This is a genomic window from Streptomyces sp. NPDC002092, from assembly GCF_053593775.1.
This window is the reverse complement of sequence record NZ_JBSFDG010000012.1, coordinates 82,551-95,499: the sequence shown is the minus strand read 5'-3', so window position 1 is coordinate 95,499 and position 12,949 is coordinate 82,551. Positions and strand designations below refer to the sequence as shown.

The 12,949-nt window shown below is 71.2% G+C and carries 11 protein-coding genes; 6 read left to right on the top strand and 5 right to left on the bottom strand.

Annotated features, from left to right (window positions below):
• Nucleotides 1–8 precede the first annotated feature (8 nt).
• The 6 genes from ACWCRD_RS27100 (at nucleotide 9) to ACWCRD_RS27075 (ending at nucleotide 7,452) form a co-directional block, all read left to right on the top strand.
• Nucleotides 9–1,862, top strand: a complete 1,854-nt coding sequence (locus ACWCRD_RS27100) for a TOMM precursor leader peptide-binding protein (protein ID WP_450968374.1) — start codon at nucleotides 9–11, stop codon at nucleotides 1,860–1,862.
• Nucleotides 1,859–4,261 carry a lantibiotic dehydratase gene (locus ACWCRD_RS27095; RefSeq protein WP_450968373.1) on the top strand — a complete coding sequence of 801 codons (2,403 nt, stop codon included), beginning with the start codon at nucleotides 1,859–1,861 and terminating at the stop codon, nucleotides 4,259–4,261. Before ACWCRD_RS27100 ends, ACWCRD_RS27095 begins: the two co-directional genes overlap by 4 nt.
• A complete protein-coding gene (locus tag ACWCRD_RS27090; protein WP_450968372.1) occupies nucleotides 4,258–5,364 on the top strand; it encodes a thiopeptide maturation pyridine synthase in 1,107 nt (368 codons plus the stop codon). The genes ACWCRD_RS27095 and ACWCRD_RS27090 overlap by 4 nt, the downstream gene beginning before the upstream one ends.
• A 31-nt stretch (nucleotides 5,365–5,395) precedes the next feature.
• Nucleotides 5,396–6,376: an ABC transporter ATP-binding protein gene (locus ACWCRD_RS27085; RefSeq protein ID WP_450968371.1), complete on the top strand. Its 981-nt coding sequence runs from the start codon at nucleotides 5,396–5,398 to the stop codon at nucleotides 6,374–6,376.
• On the top strand, nucleotides 6,373–7,209 hold the full coding sequence (locus tag ACWCRD_RS27080; protein WP_450968370.1) for an ABC transporter permease: 837 nt from the start codon (nucleotides 6,373–6,375) through the stop codon (nucleotides 7,207–7,209). Before ACWCRD_RS27085 ends, ACWCRD_RS27080 begins: the two co-directional genes overlap by 4 nt.
• A gap of 78 nt (nucleotides 7,210–7,287) precedes the next feature.
• Nucleotides 7,288–7,452 carry a hypothetical protein gene (locus tag ACWCRD_RS27075; RefSeq protein ID WP_232646949.1) on the top strand — a complete coding sequence of 55 codons (165 nt, stop codon included), beginning with the start codon at nucleotides 7,288–7,290 and terminating at the stop codon, nucleotides 7,450–7,452.
• A 10-nt stretch (nucleotides 7,453–7,462) separates the two neighbouring features.
• On the opposite strand, the gene ACWCRD_RS27070 is transcribed toward ACWCRD_RS27075, so the two are convergent.
• From ACWCRD_RS27070 to ACWCRD_RS27050, 5 genes are all read right to left on the bottom strand, one after another.
• The gene (locus tag ACWCRD_RS27070) at nucleotides 7,463–8,065 is read right to left on the bottom strand and encodes a response regulator transcription factor (RefSeq protein ID WP_232646950.1); all 603 of its coding nucleotides are present in this window, start codon (nucleotides 8,063–8,065) and stop codon (nucleotides 7,463–7,465) included.
• Complete coding sequence (locus tag ACWCRD_RS27065) at nucleotides 8,062–9,177, bottom strand: sensor histidine kinase (RefSeq protein ID WP_450968369.1); 1,116 nt, start codon at nucleotides 9,175–9,177, stop codon at nucleotides 8,062–8,064. Before ACWCRD_RS27065 ends, ACWCRD_RS27070 begins: the two co-directional genes overlap by 4 nt.
• A 29-nt stretch (nucleotides 9,178–9,206) precedes the next feature.
• The gene (locus ACWCRD_RS27060; protein ID WP_450968368.1) at nucleotides 9,207–9,953 is read right to left on the bottom strand and encodes an ABC transporter permease; all 747 of its coding nucleotides are present in this window, start codon (nucleotides 9,951–9,953) and stop codon (nucleotides 9,207–9,209) included.
• A complete protein-coding gene (locus ACWCRD_RS27055; protein ID WP_450968367.1) occupies nucleotides 9,950–10,921 on the bottom strand; it encodes an ABC transporter ATP-binding protein in 972 nt (323 codons plus the stop codon). Before ACWCRD_RS27055 ends, ACWCRD_RS27060 begins: the two co-directional genes overlap by 4 nt.
• Before the next feature lie 372 nt (nucleotides 10,922–11,293).
• The gene (locus tag ACWCRD_RS27050) at nucleotides 11,294–12,823 is read right to left on the bottom strand and encodes a helix-turn-helix domain-containing protein (protein ID WP_450968366.1); all 1,530 of its coding nucleotides are present in this window, start codon (nucleotides 12,821–12,823) and stop codon (nucleotides 11,294–11,296) included.
• Between the last annotated feature and the right edge of the window lie 126 nt (nucleotides 12,824–12,949).

Below are 12,949 nucleotides of genomic sequence, written 5' to 3'. Positions count from 1 at the left end.
AACGGCTCGTGAGCGACACCGTACTCGGCGACGGCCTGCTGGCCGACGCCATCGCCCGGCGCCCGCCGTCGATGCTGGTGGTGGCGCGCGACGGCTGGGACACCGGCGACTGGACCGCGGCGCAGGACCGGGGCGAGCCCTGGCTGCCGGTGTGGACCGAACTCGACCGGGCCGTGATCGGCCCGGTGGTCCGGCCCGGCGAGCCCGGCTGCGTCTGGTGCCTGCAGAAATGGCGCTCCAGCGCGCCCGAACGGGCGCCCTGGACGGGCGAGTTGCGCGAGGACGAGCGGATCGCGACCCGGCCCTCGGCCTGGCTGTCCGGCTTCGCCGCCGAGGCCGTGTGCGACGTGCTGCAGTCGGGCGTCGCCGGGGACCGCTGCTGGTACCTCGGCCTGCGCGACCTGTCGCTGACCCGGCACGCGTTCCTCCCGGACCCGCTGTGCGCGGTCTGCGGCGAGCTGCCCGACGACACGGCCGCACGAGCCGAGATCGTGCCCCTCGCCCGGCCCAAGCCCCGGGCCCGCTCCAGCAGGATCCGCGAACTCTCCGAGTCCCGGCTGACCCGGCTCTACGTGGACGCCGAGACCGGTGTGGTCGCCCCGCCCCGCGGCATGCGCGACTCGATGGTCCCGCTGACCGAAGCGGTCCTGGCCGAGTACGGCTACCGGGGCGAGGCGGGGTTCGGGCGCACCCGTGACTTCGCGTCGAGCCGGGCCACCGCGGTCGCCGAGGCACTGGAACGGCTCGGCGGCCAGTGGCCCTGGGGCAAGCGGACCACCGTGCGCGGCAGTTACGCGGAACTGGCCGAGGATGCCCTGGACCCCCGTACGTTCGGCCTGCTCGCCCCGGAGCGCTACCTGGAGCCGGACTGCCAGTACCAGCCGTTCACCGAGGACGCCGAGGTGTCCTGGGTGTGGGCGTACTCGTTCGGCCGGGCCCGGCCGGTGCTCGTGCCGGAGACCCACGCGTACTACCGGATGCCGTTGCAGCCGGGCACCCGGGCGGACAAGCCGTTCACCTTCGAGATCTCCAACGGCTGCGCGCTCGGCGGCTGCATCGAGGAAGCGGTCCTGCACGGGATCCTGGAGGTCGTCGAGCGCGACGCGTTCCTGATGACCTGGTACGCCAGGCTGCCCGTGCCCGAGGTGGACCTTGCCCGCGCACCGGATCCGCGCATCCGGCTCGTCGCGGAACGCATCGAACGCCACGGCTACCGTGTGCGGGCCTTCGACATCACCCTGACCGAGGGGATCCGTGCGTTCTGGGTGCTCGCGCAGGACAGCACCGGTGACGAGAGGCGGCCGAAGGTCGTCTGCACCAGCGGCTCGGCGCTGGACCCGGTCGCCGCCGTGCTCACCGCCCTCGGTGAACTGGCGCCCATCGTCGAACAGGAGCTGACCAGGTACCCGGCCGAAGCCGAACGGGCCAGGCGGATGGCCGCCGACCCCGAACTGGTGCGGATCATGACCGACCACGCGCTGTGCGCCGCGACACCGGAGGCGTTCGACCGCTTCTCGTTCCTGCTCGACGGCGACCGCATGACCGGCTGGGACGAGGTGATCGCCCGCAGCCCGTGGCCGCTCCACACCGACCTGCGGGACGACCTGACCGAGGCCGTCGGCCGGATGCTGGCGGGCGGCATGGACGTCGTGGTCGTCGACCAGACCTCGCCCCTGCACGAAGCCGCCGACCTGCACTGCGTGAAGGTGATCGCGCCCGGTGCGCTGTCCATGACCTTCGGCCACCGCAACCGGCGGACCACCGGGCTGCCGCGGCTGCGGGAGGTGCCCCACCGGCTCGGCCACGCGCCGCGCCCACTGACCGACACCGACCTCAACCCCCACCCCCACCCGTTCCCATGACCCGCCACGCCACCACCTTCGGAGTACGCGTCGCGGGCCTGCCCGCGGACGTGGTCGACCGGCTCGTCGACCACGGCCTGCGGAGCGAGCTGCTCGCGCTCGCCGGTACCGCGGCCGAGCTGACGGCCGCCGCCGCGGGACTGTCCGACCGCTGCCACGACGTGATCGGCGCGCTCGGCGACCCCGGGGCCAAGCCCAGGCTGGTGGCACTGCGCCGCACCGTCCACCAGCAGCGTGACCCCGGCCGGCTGCTCGCCGACCCCCGGGTCGCCGCGTCCCTCGGTGACGAACTCGCCGCGGACATAGCCGAGTTCGGCCGCAGGCTGGGGCGCTACCGCGCCGACCGTGAGCGGTTGCCGGCCGTACTGGCCGAGGCGTCCCGGTCCATCGACGCCGCCCTGCGCGAGACCAGCGCGGATCCCCGGTTCGACCAGGGCCTCGCCCATGCCAGCCCCACCCTGCACCAGGTGCTCGGGCGCAGGCCCGGCCGGCAGGAACTGATCCGGCTGGCCCTCTACGTCGCCCGCGCCGCCGTCAAGACCAGCCCGTTCAGCACGTTCACCGCCAGCGGCCTCGGCCGGTTCGTTCCGGACGGGCCGGCCCTGCGCTGGACCGCGACCGAGGGGGCGCGGTCGATCGTCGAACTCGACCTGTCGGTCCTCACCCCCCTGGCCGAAAGGTCGTCCGGGGCGACGGTCCGGATCAACCCCAGTGCGCGGCTGGAGGCCGACACCGTCCGGTTCCTCGGCCCGGCACCGGCGGAGGACCTCCTCACCCTGCCGCTGACACCGCCGCTGCGGCACTGCCTGCGGGCCGCCGCCGCTCGGCCGACCCTCGCCGCGCTCGCGGCGGGCCTTCCCGCGCCGCCCGAGCAGGCGTCCGGATATCTGCGCTCACTCGTGGCGAGCGGACTGCTCCTGCTCCAGCCGGACTTCGACGACCACGGCATCGACCCGCTGCGGCAGCTGGCCGAACGGGTTCTCGAACTGGTTCCGGTCCGGGAGGGGCTGCAGACGTACGGGAGCGCCAAGGGAGCCGACCGGGTCGTGCTCGGGGCGGCGCTCCACGAACGGCTGCGGGACGTCGGCATCACGGGCAAGCTGCGGGACGTGGTGACCGAGCAGTCGGTCGTCCCCGGAGTCCTGGTCGAGGCGGGGCTGCCGTCCTGGCAGGACGCACTGGACGACCTGGCTCTCGCCTGCCGGCTGCTCGCGGTCTTCGACCACACGCTGCCGTTCAGACTGGCGGTCGCCGCGTTCATCCGGGAGCGCTTCGGCGCGCAGGCGCCGGTGCCGTTCGACCGGTTCTACGCCGAACTCGTCCGCGACGGCCATGAGGCCAGGCGGCTGCACCCCGCCGCGGTCGCCTTCGACATGACCGGGCTGACCGCAACCCTGGCGGCCAGCCCGGTCCCGGAGGTGCGCCACCTGGTGGACCTGGTCGCCGAGATCCGGCGCGCGCTGCCGGACCGGCAGCGGATCGAGCAGGTCCTCGACGCGCTGCCGCCCTGGGTGCGCCCGGTCGGCTCGGTCGCCGTGTACGCGCAGCGCGACGGCGAGAAGTTGGTCGTCAACGCGGTGAACTCCGGGTTCGGCCGGGCCCGTTCACACGTTCGCCGACTGCTGCGCTACGTCGCGGACGACCCGCTCCCGGTCGATGCGGTGTACCCGGGCACGCCGATGTACGCGGAGTTCACCCACACCCTCGCCACCTCGCTCAACCAGCGCGAGGCGGCCCTGCCATACCGGCTCGACTACCCGCCGCCTGCCCGGCTGAATGTCGGCCTGGACGGCGACGGACTGCCCGCCCTGTTCGACGGCGGCTCGGTCGTCCGCCCGGTCCACGGCGGACTGTCCTACGAGCGGCAGCTCCCGCCGGTCATGGCCCTGCTGATCGAGGCGTTCGGCGAGAATCCCCTGCTGCTGCGCCCCGACCAGCCGCTCCTGCACGACGCGAGCGCCGGGAGCGGACAGGGCCGCGTCCTGCACGCGCCGCGGCTGAGCATCGGGCAGGTGGTGCTCCGGCGGGCCACCTGGGTGGCGCAGCCGGGAACGCTCCCGCGCCGCGCGGCCGGCCAGTCCGACGCGGACTTCCTGCTCACGCTGACGACCTGGCTGACCGGGCACGGCCTCCCGCCGAGGTTCTTCGTGTCCGTGCTGCGCATGGGCGCGGTCCCGGCCGGTTCGTTCGCGGGCGACCGTAGCCGCAAACCGATGTACGTCGACATCGGATCGCCGCCCCTCGTCCTGGCCTTCGAGCGGCTGGCCGGGGATCCGGCCGCCGCGGCGGTGTTCCAGGAGGTCACACCGAAGCCCGAGGCCGCTCTCCTCGACCACCACGGCGTGCCGAGAGTGACCGAATACGTCATCGAGCTCGACTGCCGAGGAGACCAGGAATGACAGAGTCCGTGTGGCGCACCGTGAACGTGTTCCACCACGACGGCGACCGCACCGATCTGCTGCTCGACGCGGTACGCCCCTTCATCACGGCCGTGGCCCCTTCGGCGGCCAGGGTGTACTACCAGCCGCACTGGCGGCGCGGGCCGCATGTGCGTATCCCGATCCAGGCGGGTGCCGAGGTCTTCGACGAGGTCGTCGCACCGGCCGTGGCCGACGTGCTGGAGACGTACCTGCGGGCGCATCCGTCGACCGTCCTCCTCGACGAGCAGGCAGCTCACGCCGAGCACGTCCGGCTGGCCGAGGTGGAGTGCGAACGCGGGCCGCTGACCCCCTGGGCGCCCAACAACACCGTCGAGACCGAGCCCTACGACCGGCGCCAGTACGTGCTCGGCGGACCGGCCGCGGCGGACCTGCTCGCCGACTACTACGTCGACACCAACGACCTCGTGTTCGACATCCTCGGCTGGATCCGTGGCGGGGGCTCGAAGATGGCGCTCGCGGTGGACCTGTTCATCGGGGCGGCGAACCGCTTCCTGCCGCCGGTGACCTACGGCTACATGTCCTACCGCGGACACGCCGACGCCTTCCTGGCCAAGATGCCCGACGGTCTGCGCGCACGCTTCGACCAGGTCTACGACGCCAACGCCGGTACCTTCCGGCAGCGGGTCGTCGAGATCACCGGGGCGGCGGACTACCACGACGTCGTCCCGTTCAGCGACCTCCTCGACACCCTGCTCCGCTATCGCAATCGGGCCAACGAGCTGATCGGCACGGGCGAGTTGGCACTCAGCACCGACATGAACGGCGAGCCGGAGGCATGGGGTTCGACCTGGAGCGCCTGGTCGGACCGCAGCGAGTTCCACCGGGTCCTGGGCGGCCACCGGACGGCGGCCGACCAACTGGGCGGCTGGAACACCTTCCAGCAGTACCGGGTCGTGCTCAATTGGCTCTACCTCAACATGTACCGGCTCGGCATCGGCGAGATGGAACGCAACCTGATCTGCCACGTCGTCTCCCGCGCCGTCGAGGACGTACACGGAGTGACCGCGATGGACCGGATCGAAGACCTGATCGGCTTCGTCGACAGCGGCGGCCGGCTGTGACCGGCCCACGAACCCGAGGAAGGACGAAACCGTGACCCACGCCGTCTCCGTCAGTGAACTCGTCAAGCGCTACCACCCGCACGCACCGGCCGCCGTGGACGGTCTGAGCTTCACGGTCGACCGGGGCGAGGTCTTCGGCCTGCTCGGCCCGAACGGGGCCGGCAAGTCCACCACCGTCGGTGTGCTGACCACCCGGATACGGCCGACGTCCGGCCGGTGCCTGGTCTTCGGTACGGACGTGGTGGCCCGGCCGGCCGCGGCGAAGCGACTGCTCGCCGTCGTACCACAACGCCAGAACCTGGACCGCTCCCTCGACGTACGGCAGAACCTGCTCTTCCACGCGCGCTACCACGGCGTCGGCAAGGACGAACGGACCAGCCGCGCCGAGGAGTTGCTCGACCTGATGGGGCTCACCGAGCAGGCCGGCCAACGGGTCGAGCGGCTCTCCGGCGGCCAGGCGCAGCGGGTCGTCATCGCGCGGGCCCTGATGCACGCGCCCGAAGTGCTGTTCCTCGACGAGCCGTCGACCGGCCTGGATCCCCAGTCACGGCTGTTCCTGCACGAACGCATCCGCGAACTGCGCGACCGGGGCGTCACCGTGGTGCTCACCACCCACGACATGGACGAGGCCGAGAGCCTGTCCGACCGCATCGGCGTCGTCGACCACGGCAGGCTTCTCGCGCTGGACACGCCGCGCGCGCTGACCGGGGCACTGCAGGGCGGCACCACGATCACCGCACAGGTACGCGGTGCGCAGGTGCCGAGCGCCGAGATCCTCGCCGCGCTGACGGATCTGCCCGGCTCCGGCACCGCCGAGCACGACGCGCCGAGCGGGTCCGGGACCGACGACAGCCAGTACTTCCGGGTGCGGACCGAGAAGGACCCGTCGGTCCTGCTGCCGGACGTGCTGCGCACCATCGTCGACCGCGGGGTCGAGCTGGTCGATCTGTCGATCGCCCGGCCGAGCCTCCAAGACGTGTTCATCAGTCTGACCGGAAGGGAACTGCGATGACCACCGTGAGCGAAGGCGCCGAGGCCGTCGAGGCCGCCCGGCGACCGCGTGGCGACGTCGGTTCCGTGGCGCGGACCTTCCTGGCGGTGCTGTGGCGCGATGTGTACACCACCACCCGTCGGCCGACCGCGTTCCTGCTGCAGGTGATCGTCCAGCCGCTGTTGCTGTTCTTCGTCTTCGGCAAGGTGCTCGGCGAGGCCGGCTACACCAGGGGTGACTTCGGCGCGACCCTGCTGCCCGGCGTCATGGCGCTCAACGCGCTGCTGGTCTCCCTGGAGAACACCGCGATGCCGCTGATCATGGACTTCTCGTGGTCCGGCGAGATCGAGGACAGGCTGCTCGCACCGCTGCCGGGAGAGCTGGTCGCCGTCGCCAAGATGGTGTTCGGAACACTGTGCGGCCTGTTCGCCGGGCTGGTCATGGCGCCGGTCGGGTTCCTCGTGCTGGGCGGCGCCGGCTGGCCGCTCACCGCCTGGCCGGGCGCGCTGCTGATCCTGCTGCTCGGCTCGGCGACCGGGGCCGGCCTCGGTCTCACACTGGGCACGATCGTGTCGCCGGACCGCATCGGTGTCACCTTCTCGCTCGTCATGGCCCCGCTGACGTTCACGGGGTCCGTCCAGTACCCCTGGTCGTCCCTCGGTCACCTGAGGTGGTTCCAGGTGATCTCCGCGATCAACCCGCTGACGTACGTGAGCGAAGGACTGCGAGCCGCGGCACTGCCCGGTCCGCCGTCGTCGATCCCGCTGTGGACGGACGCACTGGTGCTGCTGTTCGCCATGGCGGTCACCGCGGTGATCGGCATCAGGGGATTCATGTCCCGGGCGCTCGGCTGAGACCACCTCAAGAAGAAGTCCGAGAAGAAGAGTCCGAGAAGAAGAGTCCGAGAAGAAGAGGAAGAAGGAGTACGACAGATGAACAGGAACCTCAGGACCGCCGCACCGATGGTCTTCGCGGCCCTCGTCGTGAGCGGCTTCATGATCAGCTCCACGATGGGGGTCGGTGTCTGCGTGGTGGGCGGAATACTGCTCGGAACCCTCTACGCGCTCACCAACGGCCGTAACCGGGACCGCGATTGACGGGCAGCCTTCAGAGCCAGCCGCGGGTCCGGGCCACCCGGGCCGCCTCGGTCCGGTTGCGCGCGCCCAGCTTGGCCATGGCACTGGAGAGGTAGTTGCGGACGGTCCCCTCGGCAAGGCACAGGCGCGCCGCGATCTCTGCGTTGCCCGCCCCCTCCGCGACCGCGCGCAGCAGCTCACGTTCCCGCTCCGTCAACGGATCGGCCGCGTCCCACGCGGCCACCGCCAGCTCCGGCGAGACCACCCGCTCGCCCGCGTGCACCCGGCGCAGGGCCGCTGCCAGTTCACCGATCGGTGCGTCCTTGAGCACATACCCGGACACCCCTGCGTCGACCGCGCGCCGCAGGTAGCCACTGCGCGCGAACGTGGTCACGATCAGCACCCGGGTGGGGTCACCCAGGCGGTTCAGCTCCACGGCCAGGTCGAGACCCGTACGGCCGGGCATCTCGATGTCGGTCACCAGCACATCCGGCCGGTGCTCGCGCACCGCGGCCAGCGCGCCGTCGCCGTCGGTCGCGGTCGCCACCACCGTGATGTCCGCCTGCAGGTCCAGCAGGGACGCGAACGCGCCCAGCACCATGCCCTGGTCCTCGGCCAGCACCACCCGGATCATCCGGCCGCCTCCACCGGCACCGTGATGACCAGCGTCGTGCCGGCGGAGCCGGAGCGCTGCACCGAGCCCCCGAGTTTCGTGATCCGCTCCCGGAGCCCGGTCAGCCCGGTGCCCTCCGGGGCGTCGCCGCCGATCCCGTCGTCCGCGATCACCAAGCGCACCCGTTCCCCGTCCGTGTCCAGTCCGATGTGGCAGCTGGAGGCCCGCGCGTGCCGGGCCACGTTCGTCACCGCCTCGCGCAGCGCCAGCCCCAGCTCGTGGTCGGTCGCCGCGACCAGGGCCGGCTCGCCGTCGACGTTCACCCGCAACGTCACCCCGGTCCCGGCCAGCGTACGCCGTGCCACCTCCAGCTCCGCCCGGACGCTGGTCCGCCGCCAGCCGGTGACCGTGCTGCGCACCGCGGCCAGCGCCTCCCGTGCGTTGCGCTCGATCTCCTCGGACTCGGCGCGCGCCCGTTCGGGATCGGCGAGCACCAGTTCCTTGGTCAGCTGCGCGCGCATCACCACCGCGGTCAGCGAATGCCCGAGCAGGTCGTGGAGGTCACGCGCGATGCGTTCGCGTTCCGCCAGGGTCGCGAGCAGTTCGACCTGGTCGTTACGGAGCCGCTGGTTCTCCAGCTCCTGCCTCCGGTCGCGCTGCCTGAGTTCGAGCAGCCCGATCACCCAGATCATGACGAGCGCCGAACCGAAACCCAGCAGCCGGTAGGACACCGGTACCTGTGACAGCAGTGCCGTGGCGCAGTCCAGCACGGTCAGGCCGGCGAACCAGCGCCGCGCGACCCGCCACGGCAGCGAGTTGCCCGCGGCGGCCGCGGCATAGATGAACAGCACGCTGGCGGCGGCGTTGAACGGCGTGGCCAGCGCGCCGAGCACGGCCATCGGGACCACCGACGCCCAGACGCCCCACGCGGACCGGCTCCGCAGCAGGGCGATCGCGTACAGCAGGACCGTGGCCGCGCACACCACGATCGCCAGCGGCCACTCCCACCACGCGGGATCCGGGGAGAAGTACGGCTGCGCCGGCAGGAACACCAGGTAGCCGAGATAGATCCACTCCCAGGTCCGCAGGCGCTCGGCCACGGACCCGGCAGCCATACCGTCGAAGCCGCTCATGTCCACGTCCTGCCCATGTCGGACCGGCCTCAGATCCGCGCGTGCCGGTAGGACGCCGCCGCCACACCGGCCGCCACAACTGTGGTGACCACCAAGGCGAGCACGTGGAGCAGGGAGGTGCCCTGACCCAGCTGGGCGAGCCCGAGCTGGGCGAGGTGGTACGTGGGCAGGAATTCGGCGATGTCCCGGACGACCGAGGGCAGCAACCGGATCGGCATCCACAGCCCGGACAGCACCGCCAGCGGGAAGAGCACCGCATTGAGCAGCGCGCTCGTCGCGCCCGTGCGGAACCGGAAACCGACAGCCACGCTGAACAGCGTGAACGGGACACTGCCCAGCAGCAGCACCAGCGCCACCCGCAACAGCGCCCAGGGCGAGGCGTGGAGCGTGCCGAAGGCCGCGGCCGCCGCCCCCATCAGCACCAGCACGCCCACGCCGTACAGGAGCGCGGCGGTGGCCTTGGCGGTGAGGCTGATCCAGATCGGTACGGCGGACACCCGCTTCATGCGCAGCCAGCCCAGGTCCCTGTCCTGTGCGACCCCGATCCCCGGCTGCAGCGAGGCCACAGTGATCACCCCGTAGGTGCCGAACGTGGCCACCATCGCCGTACCGGCCGACAGGCCCTGCACGGCATCGTGCCCGTACAGCAGGTTGAACAGCACGAAGATCCCGACCGGCATGAGGACGCCGAAGAACAACGAGGTGGGTTCCCGCACGATCGACCGTAGTTCGTCCCGCAGTTCGGCGCGGAAGACCCGAACCGTCATCATGTTCATGCCTTGCTGCCTTCGTGAGTGCGTCCTGAGGTTCCACGAGTCCGCGACGGCGCGGACGGGGAAGGTCCGACCGCCTCCCCGCCGTCGGTCAGTGCAACCACGGCCTCCTCCAGACCGGCGTCCCGTACCCGCAGTTCCGACACCTGCGGGTCCCGGTCCAGCAGCACGCGCAGCAGGTCCTCCGGCGAACGCGTCTGGATCGTCACCAGACCGTGCTCCCGCCCGAGCCTGAGCACACCCGGCAGGCGCTCCAGTCCGTCCTGGTCGAGGGTGGTCCGGACGGTCACGGTCCGGTCCGGCAGGCGGGAGACCAGCTCCTGCGGCGACCCGTCCGCAAGTACCCGACCGTGGTCGAGCACCACCACACGGTCCGCGACCGCGGCCGACTCCTCGATCAGGTGCGTGGTCACCAGCACGGCGGTGCCCTGTGCCCGGCGCCGCGCCAGGATCTCCCAGAAGTGCCGCCGGGCCTGGGTGTCCAGGCCGACCGTCGGTTCGTCAAGGACCAGCAGCGCCGGCTCGGTGACCAGTGCCATCGCCAACTGCACGCGCTGCTTCTGACCGCCCGACAGCTTCGCCACCCGCCTGCGCGCCAGATCGGTCAGCCCGAGTTCCTCCAGGACCGGCACAGCCGCGGTCGCCGGCAGCCCGCCGCGGACGGCGGCACCGCTCACGAGCTCGCCCACGGTCAGCGTGTTAGGGAATCCCAGGGTCTGCTGCGCCACGCCCAGCCGCCGACGGGTCGTCGCGCGGAGCGGATCACCGCCCAGGATCCGCACGGTCCCCTGCTGCGGCGCGAGCAGTCCGACCGCGAGCGCCACCAGTGTGGACTTCCCGGCCCCGTTGGGTCCGAGCAGCGCGACGCACTCTCCCGGGTCGACCCGCAGGTCCACGCCTGCGAGTGCGACGGTCTCTCCGTACCGGTACCGCAGCCCTTCGGCCGTCAGCACCGCCTGTGTCGTTGCCATGGTCACCAGACTCCCGTCCGGTGACCGGGCTCGGCAGTGCCGCCCTGTCACGAGCGCGAGATGACAAAAGTCAACCCCTGCTCACCCGGGGGTCCTCAAGACAGTGATCGGGGGTTTCGGCACTATAGCGCGGGCGCGTGAACCGGCAAGTGTCGCTGCGCCCGAGGAGGACAGCGACGACGACGCTCGTGTGTGGGAACCGTCCCGGGAACACGGCTTCCACGCCCTGCGCCACTTCTACGCCTCCGAGGAACTGGAGGCCGGCGAATCGATCGTCTCCCTGGCCCGCTGACCAGGGCACTCCCGGCGCACCCCTGTCCGACCCGCTAAGTAGCAGGTCAGACTGGGTGCGGCGGCATCGGCATCGGTATATCAAATGTCCCGGAAGATCTCGATCTGCGCCCCGACCGAGTTCAGCCGTTCCGCCAGATCCTCGTAACCCCGGTTGATGACGTACACGTTCCGCAGCACGGACGTGCCGTCGGCCGCCATCATCGCCAGCAGGACGACCACGGCGGGCCGCAGGGCGGGCGGGCACATCATCTCGGCGGCGCGCCAGCGGGTCGGGCCCTCGACCAGCACCCGGTGCGGGTCGAGGAGTTGGAGGCGGCCGCCAAGGCGGTTGAGGTCCGTCAGGTAGATCGCGCGATTGTCGTAGACCCAGTCGTGGATCAGTGTCTTGCCCTGCGCCACGGCCGCGATGGCCGCGAAGAACGGGACGTTGTCGATGTTCAGGCCCGGGAACGGCATCGGGTGGATCTTGTCGATCGGCGCCTCCAGCTTGGAGGGCCGCACGGTGAGGTCCACCAGCCGGGTACGGCCGTTGTCCGCGAAGTACTCGGGCGTGCGGTCGTGGTCGAGCCCCATCTCCTCCAGGACCGCCAGCTCGATCTCCAGGAACTCGATGGGCACGCGACGCACCGTCAGCTCCGACTCCGTCACCACCGCGGCGGCCAGCAGGCTCATCGCCTCGACCGGGTCCTCGGAGGGGGAGTAGTCGACGTCGACGTCGATCTGCGGCACACCGTGCACCGTGAGGGTCGTCGTACCGATGCCCTCGACCCTGACGCCCAGCGTCTCCAGGAAGAAGCACAGGTCCTGGACCATGTAGTTGGAGGACGCGTTGCGGATGACGCTGACGCCGTCGTGGCGGGCGGCGGCCAGCAGCGCGTTCTCGGTGACGGTGTCCCCGCGCTCGGTCAGCACGATCGGCCGGTCGGGCCGCGCGGTCCGGTCCACCAGCGCGTGGTACTGCCCCTCGGTGGCGGTGATGTCGAGGCCGAACCGGCGCAGCGCGATCATGTGCGGCTCGATGGTCCGCGTGCCCAGGTCGCAACCGCCCGCGTACGGGAGCTTGAAGTGGTCCATGCGGTGCAGCAGCGGACCGAAGAACATGATGATGGACCGCGTCCGTACGGCGGCGTCGGCGTCGATCGCCGCCATGTCCAGCTCGGCGGGCGGCACGATCTCCAGGTCCACGCCGTCGTTGATCCAGCGCGTGCGCACACCGATGGAGCCCAGCACCTCCAGGAGCCGGTAGACCTCCTCGATCCGCGCCACCCGGCGCAGCACCGTGCGGCCCTTGTTGAGCAGGGAGGCGCACAGCAGCGCCACACAGGCGTTCTTGCTCGTCTTGACGTCGATGGCGCCGGACAGCCGACGGCCGCCGACCACCCGCAGATGCATCGGCCCCGCGTAGCCCAGGGAGACGATTTCGCTCTCCAGGGCTTCCCCGATTCGAGCGATCATCTCAAGGCTGATGTTCTGATTGCCGCGCTCGATGCGGTTGACGGCACTCTGGCTGGTGCCGAGTGCCTCCGCGAGCTGGGCCTGTGTCCAGCCACGATGTTGCCGGGCGTCACGGATGAGCTTGCCGATGCGTACGAGGTAGTCGTCTGCCATGGGGTTGAGGCTATCTCAGATATGAGATGAGGCACGTGAAGAGGGTCCATTCGAGTGACGGGCCGTCAACGCCGCCTCATGGGGGGCCGGTGGGCGAACGCCTCCCTCCGCTCGGACGGACTTCCC

Excerpts from the sequence above, each read along its gene's own strand:
- ACWCRD_RS27095 (WP_450968373.1), top strand. The coding sequence starts at position 1,859 with ATGACCCGCCACGCCACCACCTTCGGAGTACGCGTCGCGGGCCTGCCC.
- ACWCRD_RS27090 (WP_450968372.1), top strand. The coding sequence starts at position 4,258 with ATGACAGAGTCCGTGTGGCGCACCGTGAACGTGTTCCACCACGACGGC.
- ACWCRD_RS27080 (WP_450968370.1), top strand. The coding sequence starts at position 6,373 with ATGACCACCGTGAGCGAAGGCGCCGAGGCCGTCGAGGCCGCCCGGCGA.
- ACWCRD_RS27075 (WP_232646949.1), top strand. The coding sequence starts at position 7,288 with ATGAACAGGAACCTCAGGACCGCCGCACCGATGGTCTTCGCGGCCCTC.
- ACWCRD_RS27070 (WP_232646950.1), bottom strand. The coding sequence starts at position 8,065 with ATGATCCGGGTGGTGCTGGCCGAGGACCAGGGCATGGTGCTGGGCGCG.
- ACWCRD_RS27065 (WP_450968369.1), bottom strand. The coding sequence starts at position 9,177 with ATGAGCGGCTTCGACGGTATGGCTGCCGGGTCCGTGGCCGAGCGCCTG.
- ACWCRD_RS27060 (WP_450968368.1), bottom strand. The coding sequence starts at position 9,953 with ATGAACATGATGACGGTTCGGGTCTTCCGCGCCGAACTGCGGGACGAA.
- ACWCRD_RS27055 (WP_450968367.1), bottom strand. The coding sequence starts at position 10,921 with ATGGCAACGACACAGGCGGTGCTGACGGCCGAAGGGCTGCGGTACCGG.
- ACWCRD_RS27050 (WP_450968366.1), bottom strand. The coding sequence starts at position 12,823 with ATGGCAGACGACTACCTCGTACGCATCGGCAAGCTCATCCGTGACGCC.